This is a genomic window from Salinispora tropica CNB-440 (assembly GCF_000016425.1).
In the GTDB taxonomy this organism is placed as follows: domain Bacteria; phylum Actinomycetota; class Actinomycetes; order Mycobacteriales; family Micromonosporaceae; genus Micromonospora; species Micromonospora tropica.
This window is the reverse complement of the sequence record NC_009380.1, coordinates 1,489,765-1,506,603: the sequence shown is the minus strand read 5'-3', so window position 1 is coordinate 1,506,603 and position 16,839 is coordinate 1,489,765. Positions and strand designations below refer to the sequence as shown.

The 16,839-nt window shown below is 65.3% G+C and carries 15 protein-coding genes and 2 pseudogenes; 7 read left to right on the top strand and 10 right to left on the bottom strand.

The annotated features are described in order from the left end of the window. The first annotated feature begins 7 nt into the window (after positions 1-7). The 3 genes from STROP_RS06735 to STROP_RS25070 all read left to right on the top strand — a co-directional run bounded on the left by STROP_RS06735 (position 8) and on the right by STROP_RS25070 (position 1,775). Positions 8-1,258, top strand: a complete 1,251-nt coding sequence (locus STROP_RS06735) for a cytochrome P450 (protein WP_011905239.1) — start codon at positions 8-10, stop codon at positions 1,256-1,258. 11 nt (positions 1,259-1,269) lie between these two features. Further along, a complete protein-coding gene (locus tag STROP_RS06730; protein WP_011905238.1) occupies positions 1,270-1,476 on the top strand; it encodes a (4Fe-4S)-binding protein in 207 nt (68 codons plus the stop codon). Positions 1,477-1,613: 137 nt separating this feature from the next. Continuing rightward, positions 1,614-1,775: a hypothetical protein gene (locus STROP_RS25070; RefSeq protein ID WP_187151587.1), complete on the top strand. Its 162-nt coding sequence runs from the start codon at positions 1,614-1,616 to the stop codon at positions 1,773-1,775. 90 nt (positions 1,776-1,865) lie between these two features. Here the strand turns inward: STROP_RS25070 and STROP_RS06725 are convergent, their stop codons facing one another. After that, complete coding sequence (locus STROP_RS06725; RefSeq protein WP_043535247.1) at positions 1,866-2,408, bottom strand: hypothetical protein; 543 nt, start codon at positions 2,406-2,408, stop codon at positions 1,866-1,868. 430 nt (positions 2,409-2,838) lie between these two features. Continuing rightward, positions 2,839-3,270 carry an HYD1 signature containing ADP-ribosyltransferase family protein gene (locus STROP_RS26340; protein WP_080516572.1) on the bottom strand — a complete coding sequence of 144 codons (432 nt, stop codon included), beginning with the start codon at positions 3,268-3,270 and terminating at the stop codon, positions 2,839-2,841. 310 nt (positions 3,271-3,580) lie between these two features. Between STROP_RS26340 and STROP_RS06720 the strand changes: the two are divergent. Beyond that, positions 3,581-3,944: pseudogene (locus tag STROP_RS06720) on the top strand (type II toxin-antitoxin system RelE/ParE family toxin). After that, on the top strand, positions 3,941-4,258 hold the full coding sequence (locus STROP_RS06715; RefSeq protein ID WP_018735705.1) for a helix-turn-helix domain-containing protein: 318 nt from the start codon (positions 3,941-3,943) through the stop codon (positions 4,256-4,258). Before STROP_RS06720 ends, STROP_RS06715 begins: the two are co-directional and overlap by 4 nt. Positions 4,259-6,110: 1,852 nt before the next feature. Here the strand turns inward: STROP_RS06715 and STROP_RS26335 are convergent. The 4 genes and pseudogenes from STROP_RS26335 to STROP_RS25580 all read right to left on the bottom strand — a co-directional run. Next, positions 6,111-6,554: a DUF4304 domain-containing protein gene (locus STROP_RS26335; RefSeq protein ID WP_420794860.1), complete on the bottom strand. Its 444-nt coding sequence runs from the start codon at positions 6,552-6,554 to the stop codon at positions 6,111-6,113. A 22-nt stretch (positions 6,555-6,576) separates the two neighbouring features. Next, positions 6,577-6,834 carry a hypothetical protein gene (locus STROP_RS26330; protein WP_420794859.1) on the bottom strand — a complete coding sequence of 86 codons (258 nt, stop codon included), beginning with the start codon at positions 6,832-6,834 and terminating at the stop codon, positions 6,577-6,579. 733 nt (positions 6,835-7,567) lie between these two features. Further along, the gene (locus STROP_RS24655; protein WP_148217334.1) at positions 7,568-8,101 is read right to left on the bottom strand and encodes a hypothetical protein; all 534 of its coding nucleotides are present in this window, start codon (positions 8,099-8,101) and stop codon (positions 7,568-7,570) included. Positions 8,102-8,424: 323 nt separating this feature from the next. Next, positions 8,425-8,837 (bottom strand): annotated as a pseudogene (locus tag STROP_RS25580) (polymorphic toxin-type HINT domain-containing protein); the annotation flags it as partial. 194 nt (positions 8,838-9,031) lie between these two features. Between STROP_RS25580 and STROP_RS06710 the strand changes: the two are divergent. Then, the gene (locus STROP_RS06710; protein ID WP_011905233.1) at positions 9,032-10,627 is read left to right on the top strand and encodes a phytoene desaturase family protein; all 1,596 of its coding nucleotides are present in this window, start codon (positions 9,032-9,034) and stop codon (positions 10,625-10,627) included. Positions 10,628-10,654: 27 nt separating this feature from the next. Here STROP_RS06710 and STROP_RS06705 read toward each other — a convergent pair whose 3' ends face one another. Then, on the bottom strand, positions 10,655-12,244 hold the full coding sequence (locus STROP_RS06705; protein ID WP_011905232.1) for a Rieske 2Fe-2S domain-containing protein: 1,590 nt from the start codon (positions 12,242-12,244) through the stop codon (positions 10,655-10,657). 199 nt (positions 12,245-12,443) lie between these two features. Here STROP_RS06705 and STROP_RS23720 point away from each other — a divergent pair, with 199 nt between their 5' ends. Continuing rightward, positions 12,444-12,710, top strand: coding sequence for a DUF2631 domain-containing protein (locus tag STROP_RS23720; RefSeq protein WP_026274937.1), 267 nt, complete (start codon positions 12,444-12,446; stop codon positions 12,708-12,710). A 72-nt stretch (positions 12,711-12,782) separates the two neighbouring features. Here STROP_RS23720 and STROP_RS06700 read toward each other — a convergent pair whose 3' ends face one another. From STROP_RS06700 to STROP_RS06690, 3 genes are all read right to left on the bottom strand, one after another. Then, positions 12,783-14,060: a DivIVA domain-containing protein gene (locus STROP_RS06700; protein ID WP_011905230.1), complete on the bottom strand. Its 1,278-nt coding sequence runs from the start codon at positions 14,058-14,060 to the stop codon at positions 12,783-12,785. Between the two features lie 54 nt (positions 14,061-14,114). Then, positions 14,115-15,233 carry a dual-specificity RNA methyltransferase RlmN gene (gene rlmN, locus STROP_RS06695; RefSeq protein ID WP_018830171.1) on the bottom strand — a complete coding sequence of 373 codons (1,119 nt, stop codon included), beginning with the start codon at positions 15,231-15,233 and terminating at the stop codon, positions 14,115-14,117. A 128-nt stretch (positions 15,234-15,361) separates the two neighbouring features. After that, positions 15,362-16,696, bottom strand: a complete 1,335-nt coding sequence (locus STROP_RS06690) for a phosphatidate cytidylyltransferase (RefSeq protein WP_026274938.1) — start codon at positions 16,694-16,696, stop codon at positions 15,362-15,364. Positions 16,697-16,839 lie beyond the last annotated feature (143 nt).

The following is a 16,839-nucleotide window of genomic DNA, read 5'->3' as shown; positions in this document are numbered from 1 at the left end:
GATCGCCATGACAGAGACTGCCTCGATCGCTACGACCAGGACCGCCTCCGGCCAGCTCACCGACGCCGAGTTTCCCGTCCAACGTGGATGCCCATTCACCACACCCACAGAATACGAGCAGATCCGGGAAGAGTCGTCGATCGCCAAGGTCCGCCTGAAAAACGGCGGCGAGGCATGGTGGATCGCCGGGCACGAGCTAGGACGCTCCGTCCTGGCCGACCGGCGCTTCTCCTCCGACCGCCGTAGAGACAACTTCCCGTTCGTCAGCACCGACCCGGAGACGAGGGCACAGCTACAGTCCCAACCCACCTCCATGCTCGGCATGGATGGTGCCGAGCACGCCCAGACGCGGCGGGCCCTGATGGGCGAGTTCACCGTCCGGCGCATGGCCGGGCTGCGACCACGGATCCAGCAGATCGTCGACCAGCACATCGACGAGATGCTCGCCACCCCGCAACGCTCCGTCGATTTGGTCGAAGCGCTGTCGCTGCCCGTGCCATCGTTGGTCATCTGCGAGCTACTCGGGGTCCCCTACGCCGACCACGACTTCTTCCAGGGCCTCACCGGCCCCTTACTCCGCCACACCACACCACCAGAGGTTCGGCTACGGATCCAGGAGGAGCTGAACACCTACCTCGGCACCCTGATCGACCGCAAGCTCACCGACCCCACCGACGACCTGCTCAGCCGGCAGATCGCCAAACACCGCGACAACGGCACCTTCGATCGCGCGAGCATGGTCAGTCTGGCCTTCCTCCTGCTCGTCGCCGGTCACGAAACCACGGCGAACATGATCTCCCTCGGTGTCGTTGGGCTCCTCCAACATCCCGACCAGCTGGTCATCATCAAAGATGATCCGGATAAAACCCCGCTGGCCGTCGAGGAGTTGCTGCGCTACTTCACCATCGCCGACAGCGTCACCGCCCGCGTGGCTACCGAAGACGTACAACTCGGCGACACCACCATCAACGCGGGCGACGGGGTCGTCATCTCCGGGCTGGCCGCCGACCGCGACCCCACGGTCTTTGCAGAGCCCGACCGGCTCGACCTCGAACGCGGCGCACGTCACCACGTCGCCTTCGGCTTCGGCCCGCACCAGTGCATCGGCCAGACCCTGGCCCGCATGGAGCTACGCATCGTGTTCGACACGCTGTTCCACCGCATCCCCACCCTCCGCCTGGCCGCACCGCTCGACGACATCCCGTTCAAATCCGACGCGTTCGTCTACGGCATCGAGGAACTCCCGGTCGCCTGGTAATGGAGGACGACATGCGTATCGAGGCGAACACCGACGTCTGCATCGGAGCCGGCCAGTGCGTGCTGACCGACCCGACCGTCTTCGACCAGCACGACGACGGCATCGTCATGCTGGTCACCAAACATCCGGAAGGCGAAGCCGCACGACGAGCGCGCGAGGCCGTCGAACTCTGCCCGTCGGGCGCGCTCTCCGTAGTGGAGGAACCAGGCGACGGTTAGTATCCGCCGCTGGTGACCGACGACGCCGGCTCTGGCCAGTTCGCCGAGTGTCGTAGTGCCCCACACTGCAATACCTCCACCGTGCCCGCAGCCCGACAGACCTGGCCTGAGTCACCGCACCGACGCACACATGCCTGGTGCGTCTGCCGGACTTCGCCGTCGGCATACACGATGACGTGCGCGGAATCGGTGTAGATGCCGAGCAGGCCGGTGATCTCGACGTGGAGGCCCGGGGCGGCCTCGGCCAGGCCGCGGGCACGCCCGCCAGTATCGAGCCGCCAACAGCAGTCACGACATAAACCGACAATCCTTTATGTGCTTGATCATCTGACATCAACCGTGACAGCAACCCCCATCGACAGCGGCGCCCGCGACCGCATTACAGCGCACTACGGAAGAGACGGCAACAGTCCCAACCAGGCATCGACTTGCGCGGAATCATCCGAGTTAAGACCACGTTCTGCAATCGGCTTGAGCGGACTCAACAGATTCTTTGCAAAGCGCATCTCGCGAATCTCGTCCGTCGACGATGTGCGCCAGAATGGAGCCTTCGCCCACGCCAGTTCGAGCGCAATAGGAAGGTCCTCCAACACCATCCGCTTTACCGCCGTCGCCAGATCATCTACTTCCAGATCATCAGTAGAACTCTCCGCCAAAGCCACGAGAACATTAACCCGGCGCAAAATACTCTCGCGCTCATCTAGAGCACCGTCGCGCTGCGCTGCCGCAATCAGCACGTCGTATGCGTCACGCAGCAGAAACAGTTCCCGAGCTACTATCTGCCGATCAGAAGACGCCAACCGCAACGTGAAAAGCTCAAGCACGGAACGCCATTGCCCCTGGGGCGTCCCTTCCCAGCTAGGCGTCTGCTCGACGAGGAGGGTCGCAAGGTCGCGGATATCCAAATCGGTCAGCTCGTCCAGATCAATCACTAGAACACAATCCCCGCTCACTCGAACGCATCGCGACCAATTTGCAGGCTTTCCGCAGACGGCCGGAAATTTCCACTGTGATTGTTAATATCCAAGTCAAAATAGCCCGACGACGATCCTGCGATGTCGGCCTCACCTGCTGCGCGAACGGGCGCTCCCCGACTCAAAACAGCATGTGAGATTTCATGACCCCCTACGAAATTAGGTTGAACATCGCAGCATCAAACGAAGATGAGCCGGGCCTCGAAACCGTGACGCCGAGGCGTTCGGCAACAGACAATTCTCCAGCCAATGCCCCGGCAATTTGTTATCGAAGGTACCGCAATTGTACACGAGGGCCGGCGTGCTGCCAGCCAACACATAGTACATGTGGCATGTCCACTGCCTGCACGGAAAGTACCCTACAGCGGCATGTCGTTGACCTGGCGCTTCATCGACCGGCGCCGTGTCGACCCTCGGCAGAGGACCTGGTTGACGGCAACGGTGACGGCAACACGGACAGATGCCAGCGCACATCGCCGAACGCTGAAAGGGCAGGTAGGTCCCCATGAAGGCGAGATAGGGTCCCACCACCGACGAAGCGGACCGCCCTAGCGTTAGAAATTTTCAAATCGCCATCGGCCACCCACTCGGTGATACCCATTGTAGGGTTAGATCCCTTGCTGACCCTACCGGCCGGCGAATCGAATTCAATGACTTTCCGACCGCGACCCTTGCCGACACCCAGCTCATTCTCGGCGTCCCGAGGACGCATCGGCTTCCCTCGCGTGGGCACCATGAACACCTTGTTTTGGTCACTGGCTCTAATTACACCACTATCCAGGATGCCAGCAGCACCACGAGAGTTAGTGTAATGCCGCATCCTAACGGTTGCTTCCGCAGCTCCCCTGGAAGGGCAGTTGTGTACGAGGACCGGCGTGTTGCCGGCGATCACATAGTTGGTGTGGGATTTTCAGCCTGTTACGTAGTGTGACTTACGTGTTTATGGTGTTTCACTTGGCCTTTCGTGTGTAGCGCAAACTTGCTGCATCGAAACGTATCGGTGTTGACGGCGACGGTGACGGCAACCCGGAGAGACCGCCACCGACAGCCCAGGGCCTCTCGGCTCCGCCAGGCCGAACACATCCCGCTCTCACCAGTACGCCTGGTATAGCGTCCGCTATACTCCGGGGATGGCCCCCGACGAGTGGGAGATCTACCTCGTCAACGAGGTACAGGAGTGGATGGACGGCCTCGATCCCCTCACCCACGCCCGTGTCGTGCAAGCCATCGACCTACTCGCCGAAGCCGGCCCAGGACTCGGCCGGCCACTGGTCGACACGATCCACGGCTCGGCCCTCGCTAACCTCAAAGAGCTACGCCCCGCCACCGTCCGCATCCTGTTCGCCTTTGACCCGTGGCGCTCCAGCATCCTGCTCGTCGCCGGAGACAAAGCTGGACGATGGCAACAGTGGTACACCCCAAGCGATCCCCCTGGCCGAGCAACGCTACGAGATCTACCTCAAGGAACGCGCCAAGGAGGACCGACAACCATGAACAGCTACACACGCTGGAGCGACATCCGCACCACCCACGTCGAACGCGCCGGCGGCGAACAAGCCGTCGAAGACGGCAAACAGAAACTCCTCGCCACCGTCGTCGGACACCGACTCGCCGAAGTACGCCGCACTCGCGGCCTGACCCAACAGCAGGTCGCCGACCGCATGGGCGTCACCAAAGGCCGCATCTCCCAGATCGAACAAGGCAAGATCTCCGGCCAAGACATCGTCGCCCGATACGCCACCGCCCTCGGCGGACGCCTCCACCAAGCCATCTACTTCGACGACGGCAACATCGCCGCCATCGCATAGCCCAACCCACACACCAAGATCCGACGGCGTTCCCAGCGACGAAGACTGGACGCCAGCGCCGCCAAACGCTCCCGCAGCAGCCGCAACCGCACCCGAAGCACAGCCGGACCAAGGCCCTCGCCCAAGATCCGACTGGCTCAAAACTGCTCTACAGGTATCAAGAGCGGCCCCGGCCGAAGCCGGGGCCGCGCGCACGCGCTTCAGGCCTACGGCCCCGCGCGCACGCCCATCAGAACCGAACCGCCAACATGACACCCCTCAACGGGCCAGCACGGCCGCGAGCGATGATCCTTGCATGCAATAGCTGGTCTTCGATCTATGACCGCTGCTGACGGCAACGGTGACGGCAACCCGGGCAGACAGCCGCGCGCCCGTACACACACCGGCCGCTCTCCGCATTGCCGGTCGGCTCAGCGGTTTGCCGTTTGGCCGCCGCTACTCTGCACTCAACCCCTCACTCAAATCCTTATGAAGCTGCTCCTGCCACGCCCTCGTGTCTGACCAGGTTTCGCTGAAGTGAACGATTTCCTTGGCTTGGCCAAGATTTCCACCCATCAGCGATGTTACTGCCTTTACACACTCAATCTGCGACAACCCCGCGCTCCTCATATACCTAAGCGCAGACTCCATACTTTCGCCGCCGTCAATCAGATCTCGTGCACCCTGAAGTACAGCCTCATATCGTCCCTGCGGTTGCATCAGCACCCCCCACCACCAGCGTACTTTTTCAGGTCCAGGGTGAAGTCGGGACGGTGTCCAACAGGCCCTGTAAGTCGAATTCCTGAGATCGTCAGCTCATTAAATCCCTGCGCAGCCGCAGCCGGCGCAATTTGTCCACGCAAGGCTTTCAACATAGTCGACGTGCCCAAAGATCCGCGGGTCAGCTCCGGGCTATCACCGTAAACCACCATGTTGGAGAGGGTAACGCGCCCCCCGCTCACACTTGTTTCTGCGAGCATTCCAACATTCCCCTTCGGCGTTTGAATGCTCCACTCGAAGTCTTGTCCATCTACGAACGGCGGCACCGGCACGCCACCCTCGTTGTGCACGAGGACCGGGGTGTCGCCGGCGAGCACATAGTACGTGTGGGATTTTCATCCCGTAACGCAACGTAACTTACGTTCTCATGGCGTTTCACCTGACCCTTCGTGGGTGGCACCAACTCGCCGCATCGAAGTTTATCGGTGTTGACGGCAACGGTGACGGCAACCTGGGCAAACACCTGCGCTCTTCGGCGACCAGGGCATCGATGAGCGGTGCCATTGGGGCGAGACGTGTCGTCGCGCTCAGCTCAGCATGGCGGTGGAGGCAGACGGCAGTCCCAGCGACGAAGACTGGACGCCAGCGCCGCCAAACGCTCCCGCAGCAGCCGCAACCGCACCCGAAGCACAGCCGGACCAAGGCCCTCAGCCAAGATCCGACTGGCTCAAAACTGCTCTACAGGTATCAAGACGGCCCGGCAGACGCCGGGCTGCACGCACGCGCTACAGCCGTCCCGGCCCCGCGCGCACGCCGGCAACTCCGAGCCCGACAGCCGCGACCGAGTCGGTGTCGAGGACGCGACGATCGCTGAACGAACCATGGCGTCAACGAAGTGGTTCCGGCGATCGACGCCTAAACCGCTGCGCGGCGCACCACCGATCCGTTCGCCCCTTCAAACATAGTCTACCTACGTCGACGTACTTGCATATCTCCCCGCCTGTTGACGGCAACCACGACGGCAACGCAAGCCGACAACCACGAACCTGTAGAGCCATCGGCTACACAGCGTAATCGCTATTCGGATTCAAACGTCGACGCTCTCGCATCGCATCAACAATGCAAGGGTGCCCACCCTCCGAGCTACCGCAAGCTAAGAATCTTCCTCATTTCCGCATGCACCATTACGCGCTCCGAAATTTGGTCCTGGAGCACATGCCTTAACCCAGAAAGATCCGTAGCGTGGTCGAGTATTTCGACGATTGGGTTGACAACCCTCCCCCCCCCCAGGGCCCACCCGCCACTCATGCTCTCCCATGTGACTAAACGCGTCGCCATTCAAGAGCCGGAGATCCCCCGGAGACAGCTTTTTGATGGCTTCAACTCGGAAGCGGACCAGGCATTTTGACTCAGGAAGCCACCCCCGCACTACCCGACCAGCCGGGGCAAACCCGAGATTCAAGTAGAACGACGAATCCCATCTCGACGGCTGGAGGTGGACGACGGAGTACAGGTCAGGGCCGAGACGATGCCAACTGTCCCCACGTCGACGAAACCCTCGCTCCGCGAGCGACTCCGTCAGAATAGCCGTGAGCACTTTTTTTGCCGCCACTAGATCCTTACCTCGAATAGGTGTCGAGAACACCGGTCCATCTCTGGCCCGTCATCTGTTCCAACTCCGATACATAGTCGGCCAACTGGCGACGACCAGCCGCCTGACTGCTGGCTGCATCTGACTTTAATTCACGGACGACGCGATTATTCCAGTCGATTGCGTCAGGCCGTCGGCCACTTGGAAGAGTAAATTCGTAGTCGTATCCTTCTCCCAGGGCCGTTCGATAGTTTTGATGCGTAAGTCTACCGCGTGCGGCATCCACGTTTTCGCCGGATGTGAATTGTCCCTTGGTGTTCCTCGGACAGCCGCCCGTATTGTGCACCAGCACCGGCGCGTTGCCGGCAACCACATAGTACGTGTGGCATTCTCACGGCCAGCACGAAAAGTGACCTACGATGGCATGTCGTTTACCTGGGCTTTCATCGACCGGAACCCTGTAGACTCTCGGCGCAGGACCTGGTTGACGGCAACGGTGACGGCAACACGGACAGATACCAGCGCACGCCACGGCAGGCCGAAGGTGTCAGGAGCGTCCCAGTTGGGCGCCCTCGACACCCTCTTCTTAGACAGCCGGTCCAGCCGCAAACGACGACTTATGGGCGGCGCGAGCATACGAGGGCCACCCCTCCGGCCTCAAGGGCACTACGCGCCGCCTGCGACCGCCCTACAGGCGCCCCTTGACCCCGGAGCCCACTCGCGGCCCCGCAGACGCCGACACCGGACAGGCACCTGACGGCGCCCACCCGCCACCGCGCCACCCAGAGCAGCCAAGACGACCGAAGCTTGTTCAGAAACAACCAGTAGAATGCGACTCACGAAATAGGTCCTACCCAAAACTGCTTCACTAAATCAAGAAACGGCCCGGCCGAAGCCGGGCCGTCCGCACGCGCTACAGCCGTCCCGGCTCCGCGCGCATGCCCACCAAACCGAGCCACTGACTCCAACTGGACACTCCGTTGGCCGGGACAGTGATTCCACTCACATCAATTTCAATATCAATTTCCATATTTCGATATAAGATTTGACGAAATTTCTGGAGGGACTAAAGTTCTCCAATAGCTTAAGGCGACAAAGGTGCTAACAGCATCCTGCACCGCCAGCAACGGAATTCGCAGATCCGAATTGTCTTTTTCGGGTAGGCCTTGGATCGCCATAACCTCCAGCCCTTTCTCCCCCCAGCAACCCCACTTTCTTGAGTCACCAACGATAGCCACAACATTTGCCGAGAAGACAATTGCGCCGGTAGGGTCGCCGTCTGGCTCGTCACTAATCAGTCCCCAATACTCGTCTTCGCTCGCATCGATTCCGATGGTGGCAGCTTCATACTTACCGTAATGTCGTAAGTAGTAGTGCTCAGGATCAGGATCGAGAACAAGTACGTGCACCGACTTGTCACCGTGGGCCCTCGTCATAGCCTGGATGACAGGCCAAAATTCGCCCGACATAGCGACCTCGAATTCCGCGAATACAGTGTTCAGGCCCGGCTTCCTGAACACCATATCCGGGAGTCGCAAGTCCAGGGCAAACACCGAACCGACTAGCGTCCGAACGCGTTCATACTCCGCACGACCGCTCGTCAATACACCAGTCACTATCAACCACCAAGCCTAATCTTCAAGGTTGACCCCTTTGAGCCGGCGGGAAAATATTCAGCCGTCCACCCGGTGTACGAATCTGCCTTCTCCCGGACGGTGTATTTCACCCCGTCTTTCCGATAGATCAGCACCTTACCGTCCGCCGACGCGGTACGGCTAAATCCGTTGGCTACCAGATTATCTCCAAACTCAGTATGCGTGACATTCGTAAGACGATTTTGCTTACTTCCACCCGTAGTTATATCGTCATACTTGGATACATCACATGGACCAGTATTGTGCACGAGGACCGGGGTGTTGCCGGCTATCACATAGTACGTGTGGATGTCAGCGACCGTGAGGGTGTAGACCGCGCCGTGTTGGTAGCGGCCCGCTCGAGGCCAACCACGGCGAGCGTCTTGCCGGTTGCGGTGCGGAGTAGGTCACCAGGTCTAGGTCCTGGGCGTCCTGCCACTGCCGGTCAGTCTCGCTCCAGAACGGGTGGTCCTCAGATATCGTGACGTCGCCACCGGCAACGTCAAGGTCGATCAGTTGGTCCTCATGGACCCAGAGACGGGCTGTCTCACGGGAGCCTTCTTCACCGGCTTCGGGATCGTTGGCGCATACCAGGTCGCCGACCCTTGATGTCCTTGATCGGCTGGGTACTTCCGTCTGCCAGACGTACTTCCGTCTGCCAGTAGGGCGTTCGTGTCGCCGGCAAGCAATTGACGCCGCAGCCGGCAACCTTGGCGCCGCACTTCGCCGCCTTAATTAGCGGCAACGCCCCCGAAGGCGACGTCCCCTACGGAATCCACTGGCCGGAGACCAACTCCAACCCGGCGCCCGGGGGGTGACCTGGAGCAGATCGACGGCTATCTTCGCTACATGGATCGGCGGAACGGGCTCCCGCGGCGGGTGGATGTCGCCGTCGTCGGCGCCGGGCACAACGGGCTGGTGTCGGCGATCCTGCTGGCCCGAGCCGGGCTGGACGTGCTGGTGCTGGAGGCGGCCGACGTGGTCGGTGGCGCGGCCCGCACCGAGACGCCGTTTCCCCGGGTGCCGGAGCTGCGCCACTCCACCGGGTCCTACCTGCTCGGGCTGATGCCCCCGGAGCTGCTCGCCCGGCTCGACGTCCGCATCCCGGTGCTGCGGCGCGACCCGCACTACTTCCTGCCCACCCCGGGCGGGCCCGGCTCGCCGTACCTGCTTTTCGGCGGTGACGCGAGCGCGACCCGGCGGCAGTTCGCCGAGTTCTTCTCCCCCGCCGATGTCGCCGCCGACGCCGCGCTCCAGGCCGAGCTGGCCGCGCTGCGCGCGGACCTCGCGCCGGCCTGGCTGGCCGAACCGCTACCGGTCGAGGAGACCGCCGAACGGTACGTCCGGCCGACGCTGCGCCAGATCTTCGTCGACCTGGTTCGCGGCTCGGTCGTCGACTATCTGGCCCGCTTCGACTTCCACTCCGAGCTGCTGGTCAGCATGTACGCGGTGACCGACGGCCTCTCCGGGGTCAACGCCGGCCCGGACGACCCCGGCACCGGGCACAACTTCCTGGTCCACAACATGTGCAGAATTCCCGGCTCCGACGGCACCTGGATGATCGCCAAGGGGGGCATGGGCACCGTCTCCCGGACCTTCGCCGACGCCGCGCGCGCCGCCGGCGCGACGATCCGCACCGGTACGCCGGTCGGCGCGATCACCCTCGACGGGGGCGTCGCCTCCGGTGTCCGGCTCGCCGATGGGCAGATCGTCGACGCGTCCGTGGTGCTGGGGGCCTGCGACCCGTACCGGCTGATGGAGCTGCTCCCCGCCGGTGCGCTCCCGACGTCGCTTTCCGACCGGATGACCGCGGTCCGCCGACCCGGCACCACGCTCAAGCTCAACCTGGCGCTGACCGGGTTGCCGCGCTTCTCCTGCCTACCGGCAGACGCCCCCAGCCCGTTCGGGTCCACCATCCACCTGCTGCCCGGCTCCGCCCCCGGGGCTGCCCGCGAGGCGCCGCTGGCAGGGCTGCGCGCGATGTGGGCCGACGTGCGGGCCGGGCGGCTGCCGCAGGAGCCGACGATCGAGTGGTACCTGCACACCACCGTCGACCCGACGCTCTCCGACGACGCCGGGCACCACTCGTCGGCGCTCTTCGTGCAGTCGGTGCCGTACGAATTGGCGGGCACCACCTGGGAAGAGGCACTGCCCGGGTACGTGGCGCGGCTGGTGGCGATCTGCGAACGGTACGCCCCGGGCACCGGGGCCCTGATCGCCGACGCCGTACCGCTGGCCCCACCCGGCATCGAGGCGCACTTCGGCATCACCGGCGGGCACATCCACCACGTCGACAACACCGTGTCGTTCATCGACCGAATGCCGTACGCCACCGGGATCGACGGCGTGTACGCGGGCAGCGCCGGCTGTCATCCGGCCGGCAGTGTCATCGGCGCGTCCGGCCACAACGCCGCCCAGCGCATCCTCACCGACCTCGGACGGTGAGATCGCGCCGGGTGGCCGGGCCGGGGATCAGGTCGTCGTCTCGATGACCGGCGCGGGGGTCTCCTCGTCGGCGCGCTGGGCACGGATCTTGTGGCCGACGCTGGTCAGGCACCGCCCGCTGGCCAGGTCGAAGCGCCAACCGTGCAGCTGGCAGGTCAGCTGATCGTCTGCCACGATGCCGAACCGGCTCAGGTCCGCCTTGAGATGCGGGCAACGCCGCTGCACCACCCAGTCACCGAGGGTGATGTCCTCCGCGTCGACCGCCCGCTCGTGCTCGTCGTACCAGCCCTCGGCGTACTGCAACCGCTCCTGGGACAGGCACTTGAAGAAGGCGTAGACGAACTCGTTGTACTGGCCGATCCGCGCCGCGGAAAATCGGCAGGACAGGAAGAGCGAGTTGACCCAGTCGACCTCGCCGATGTGCAGCAGGTGCTCGATCAGCGCCCGCTCGGTGCGGAACCGGTAGCGCACCTTCTCGTCGGCGTACGGACGGACCTGTTTGCCGGGGAAGTCCACCACGATGGATTCGACGGTCTCCGTACCCGCGTCGTCACCATCGACCAGGTCGAAGCGGACCGGGCCGCCAACCCCCTTGGCCAGATAGATCGACTCGTTCAGCAACGGCTCGATGCGGCGCTGCATCTCCCCCAGGACGTCGATCTCCGGGTGCCGCCAGGACGCCTTCTCCGCCGCGATGATCGGCCGCTTGCGCTCCCGCATCTCTTCGAGGTGGGCGACCTTGTTGGCGAAGAACTCCGCCACCGGCACCGGATGGGTGGTCTCGCAGCCGTCGGCGGTGACCTCGGCGACGCTGCCCGGCAGCAACACCACCCCGTTGGTGCCGCCGACCTTGGCGTACTCCTCCAGAAAGACCGACTGATCGGGGAAGATGTTGCCCTCGTCGCCGTGGATGTCGTTGAACTGCCACAGCGCGTCGTCGAGGAAGCACGGCGGGCCGGCGATCGGGAAGACGTGGTCGGCCTTCAGGTCGTCGATGTAGCGCCAGGTCCGATCGAACTGCCGCTCCCGCTTCTGCTTGCCGAACGCGGTCTTGGCGGCGTTCGGCAGCTCGTAGACCATGGGATACCAGATCGCACCGGAGAACTGAAGCATGTGCGCGTGTACGTGGCCCAGCTCGGTGAAGACGCTGAGGTCGGTGGGGCGGGCGTCGTTCTGGTTGAGCAGCCGGACCCCGTCGTGCTCCACCCAGAGCGACGAGTCCCCAATCGGCCCATCGGTCGGGCTGGTCAGCGCCTGGATCATCACCTTCAGGCCGCCACCCAGGTCGACGACCTCCTCGTTCGGCGCCTTCAGGAACCGGGTGAAGCCCAGCTCCCGAAGCTCGTTTTCCATCTCCGAGGTCGGAAAGGCGGGCAGCAGCACGGTAGCCCGCTTCGACACGTACCGCTTGAGGTGCGCCGCGTCGAAGTGGTCTCGGTGCAGGTGCGAGACGTAGAGGTAGTCAACGTCACCCAGCGCTGCCCAGTCGAGTTGGGAGTTGTCGGGGAACGGAAACCACGAGGCGAAGTACGCCGGGTTGACCCACGGGTCGCACAGGATACTCCCCGCGGGAGTATCGATCCGCATGCTGGCGTGCCCGGTACCGGTCACTCGCACCGCAGTTCCCCCTCAACAGACACGAAACAAGGTTCATGTCAGAACCTACCGGAGCCACTCTGGCCACCGCGCCGCGACGCCGGTAGTGCCGGTCCATGGGCGACAACGCCCCTGCGCGCCGGCCTGCACGGGCACCCGGTGTTCCCACAGCTTCCGGTCCGGGAGATGGTCGGACCCAGCGCCGAGGCCGGTACGAGGCGTGCCAGACTTGACCACGGATCAGATCACGAGGGAAGGACCGACAGTGGCAGGAAGCGAGCCGGTTACGTCTCCGGACCAGCACAAGCCCGGGCACCGCAGGTCCGGACGGATCGGCGCGGTGGTCGTCGCGCTGTCGCTGCTGGCAATGCTCTGCGGTAACCACGAGGGCAGGGTCGAGGACATCTGGCTGATCGGCCTCGCCGTCCTGCTGCTGGCCATCGTCGTCGGTGACACCGTGCTCCGGCGCAACGGGCTTCGCCCGTAACCCGCACAGCCAGCCACACCGCCGTGGCCCGTTCCCTACAACTCTAGGGAGCGGGCCACGGCGTTTCTGGGGTCAGCGACCGAGCAGGACGTCCTGCACGTCCTTCAGGGCGGCGTCGACCTCCGCCTCGAAGTAGCCGCCCTGCACCAGGCCGAAGCGGAGCGTGCCCAGGTCGTGCGGGTTCACCGGCATCGGGTTCCGCCCCTGCATACCGCCGAGCAGGCTGTCGAAGAAGCGGTCGACTTGGTCCGGGTCGTACCCGCTGCCAAAGCGGCGAACCTGGAAACTGCGGCGAATCTGGTCGACCCGATAGAGGTCGCTGCCCGGCGGCCCAGCCATGGGCGGACCCCCCGTCGGCGGACCAGCAGCCACCCCGGGCGGAGCCGCCATCGGCGGCCCGGGGACGGCCGGCGGGCTGCCGAAGCCAGGCTGCGGCGCAGGCGGCCCAGCCGGCGCGGGCGGGCTGGGGACGGCCGGCGGGCCACCGAAACCAGGCTGCGGCGCAGGCGGACCGCCGATCTCCCGCCCTCGCTCCGGCATCCGCATCTCGGTCGTCATGTCGGCACGCCCGTGCCGACCGGCCTCGAACCCGTCAAACCGCAGCTCGTCGGGGCCGTAGCCGCCGGGGCCGGTAGCCGGGCTCCGCGGCGGGCCACCGGGTCCATGCGGGGTGGCCGGACCGCGCGGCGGTTCGTAGCCGCCGCGCGGGGCGTTGTAGCCGCCGGACATGGAGTCAGTGGTGTCGTCATGCCGGCCGTACGGGCCACCGGGCTGCGCCGGCATCAACCGGGGTGGCATCGGCTGCTGTTCCGGGGCAATGCCCCGATCGTGTCTCGGTGGATCCATCCGATCCGGTGGGCCGAGCTGGTCGGGCGGACCCATCCGATCCGGCGGACCCATCCGATCCGGCGGACCCATCCGATCCGGCGGACCCATCCGATCCGGCGGACCCATCCGATCCGGCGGACCCATCCGATCCGGCGGACCCATCCGATCCGGCGGACCCATCCGATCCGGCGGACCCATCCGATCCGGCGGACCCATCCGATCCGGCGGACCCATCCGGTCGGGCAGGTGGGGGTCGGCGCCCTGCGCCGAGAGACCGCTCTGCTCCTCCAGGTCGGCGAGCTGCCGTTCGACCCGGTCGAGGTGAAGATCAACCTGCCACTCGTCATAGCCGTTGAATCGGACCCGGAAGACGACGTCGTGAACCTCCTGCGCGGACACGGGCGCGCCCACCGGCTGCCCGGCCAGCGTGGCCTCGACCCGGTCGAGGAAGACATCCACCTCGTCGACCTTGTATCCCCGGCGCAGCGACTTACGCCGGAAACGCTGACCCTGACTCGCCACTATGTCTCCTGGTCTCGTTCACTCCGCCGGGTCGGTCCCCCGGCCCCCACGCTCTCATGGCCCCTCGGCCGCGGCGAGCTGACCACACGCTCCATCGATCTCGCGCCCCCGGGTGTCCCGCACTGTCGTGGAGACCCCGGCGGCACGCAACCGCCGGACGAACTCCCGTTCAACCGGCTTCGGGCTCGCATCCCAGCGGCTACCCGGAGTGGGGTTGAGCGGGATCAGATTCACGTGGGCCAACCTGTCGGCCAGCAGTCGCCCAAGCAGGTCGGCTCGCCACGGCTGGTCGTTCACGTCCTTGATCATTGCGTATTCGATCGACACGCGACGTCCCGTGCGGGCCGCGTACTCCCAGGCCGCCTCCAGCACCTCGGACACCTTCCAGCGCTGGTTGACGGGCACAAGTTCGTCGCGCAGCTCATCATCGGGTGCGTGCAGCGACAACGCAAGGGTCACGGAGAGGTCTTCGCTGGCCAGTCGACGGATGGCAGGGACCAGGCCCACCGTGGAAACGGTGATGTGGCGCTGGGACAGTCCGAGTCCTTCCGGCGAGGGTGCCACCAGCCGGCGAATCGCCGCCACCACGCGGTTGTAGTTGGCCAGCGGCTCCCCCATCCCCATGAACACCACGCGAGACAGCCGCGGCGGGGATCCGGCGACAGCCCCGGAGGCGGCCACGCCGGCCAGGTAGACCGCTTGGTCCACGATCTCGGCGGTGGAGAGGTTGCGGGTCAGGCCCGCCTGGCCGGTCGCGCAGAAGGGGCAGGCCATCCCGCACCCCGCCTGACTGGAAAGACAGACTGTCACCCGGTCCGGATAGCCCATCAGCACGCTCTCGACCAGCGATCCGTCGTGCAGTCGCCAGAGCGCCTTGTGCGTGGCGCCATCGTCACAGGCCAGCTCCCGCACCGGCGTCAACAGGGTGGGCAGCAACTGGTCGGCCAGCTTCTCCCGAGTAGCCGCCGGCAGGTCAGTCATCTGCTCGGGATCGCGGACCAGGCGACCGAAATAGTGGGTCGACACCTGCCGAGCCCGGAACCGCGGCTCGCCCAGCTCCGTGACCAGAGTCTGGCGGCCGGCGAGATCGAAGTCGGCGAGGTGCCGCGGGGGCATCGCCGCGCGGCGGGCGGGGGCGTCGGGGTTGACCGGGGTCAAGGGCAGGCTCGTCATGACCCATCCAGTCTGTCACGCCGGGAGCGGAACGCACCGTTGTGTATCCGCCAGCCTCGCCCCGGCCCCGCCGACAACGCTGATGAGGGCGTGACGTGCCCGGCGGTCGGCACCGGGTAGCCCACGGCTCAGCCCGTCACCGGAACGAAGAGCGCAAGCAGCAGGTACGCCGTCGGGAGGGCGAAAAGAACCGAGTCGAGCCGATCCATCAAGCCACCGTGTCCCGGTAGCAGGCTACTCATGTCCTTCACCCCGAGGTCTCGCTTGATCATGGACTCGGCCAGATCACCCAGGACGGCCGCGGCGGAGACAGCCACCCCGAAGAGCGCTCCCCACCAGGGCGCCACATCGAAGAGCAGCCAGATCAGCAGGGCACCGCCGAGAGCCGCCGCGCCGAGCGAACCCGCCAGCCCCTCCCAAGACTTCTTCGGGCTGATCGTCGGGGCCATCGGATGCCGACCGAAGTTGGCACCGGCCGCATACCCACCGGTGTCGGAGAGCACCACCGCGGCCAGTGTCACCAGTACCCGTAGGGCCCCGTCCTCCGGTGCCGCCAGCAGCGCGGCGAAGCCACCGAGGAACGGTACGTAGACAGCGATCAGGGTGGTTGCCAGGGCGTCCTGACGGAATCCGGCCAGCCCGTCCCCCAGTCGCCACACCAGGGTGCCGAGCACCGTGACGGCCAGGCCGAGGGTCAGCGCATCGGGCCCGGCGAACCAGGCCAGCCCGGACATCAGCACACTGCCCACGGCCAGCGGGACCAGCGGCGGGTGGACACCAGTGCGGCCGACCGCCCGGGTCATCTCCCAACAACCGACCGCCAGCGCCCCCGCGACGACCGCCACAAAGGCGAGCGGGTAGAGGAAGAGCGGCACGAGGACGAGGGCGCCGAGGCCGACCCCCACTCCGATGGCTGCCGGCAGGTTACGCCCGGCCTTGCCGGATGACCGCTGCCGGGCCCCGGCGCCGGTGGCACGGCGCCGTCCTGGCCGCCGTCGCCCCCGCGGTGGCGGCGGCGCGGCCGGATCATCGTCCGCTCGGACCGGCTGGAGCTGGGCTGTGGGGTGCTCGGACCCGACCGGGTCGTCTCGGACCGAAGCGTCCCGGACCGGAGTCTGTCGCGCGGTCGGATAGTCCCGGTCGTCCGCGGAGGCATGGTGGCCGCTACTCGGGAGCCGGCCGGGCCCACCCATCGGCTCCGCCGACGACCAGCCATGCCGGCCGGTGCCGCCGTGGTCGTAACCGGGGGTCTCACGACGCCGGACCGTCGCACCGGCGTCGCGAGTCACCGCACCCGGTTCCGCCTGCGGAATGCCACGTGATTCGGCGGGCCGGTCCGAGGAGATGGCGAACCCACTGCTCCGCGCCTCCGGCTCGCGCTCGGGCCACGGTGCAGCGGAGGACGGCCGTTCCCAACCGTGCGGTTCGGCTTCGGCGCTGCCGTATGGGTCAACGGGGGACATCACGCACCGGGAGGGGAGACGAGACCGACGACCAGACGCACAACCACAACCATGTCCCCTACCCGAATGATGTTCCCTCTGGTTGACCGACGGGTCAGCCGGTCGATCCCCGCCGTTCACCGCCGGGTACCCGAGAATCGAGC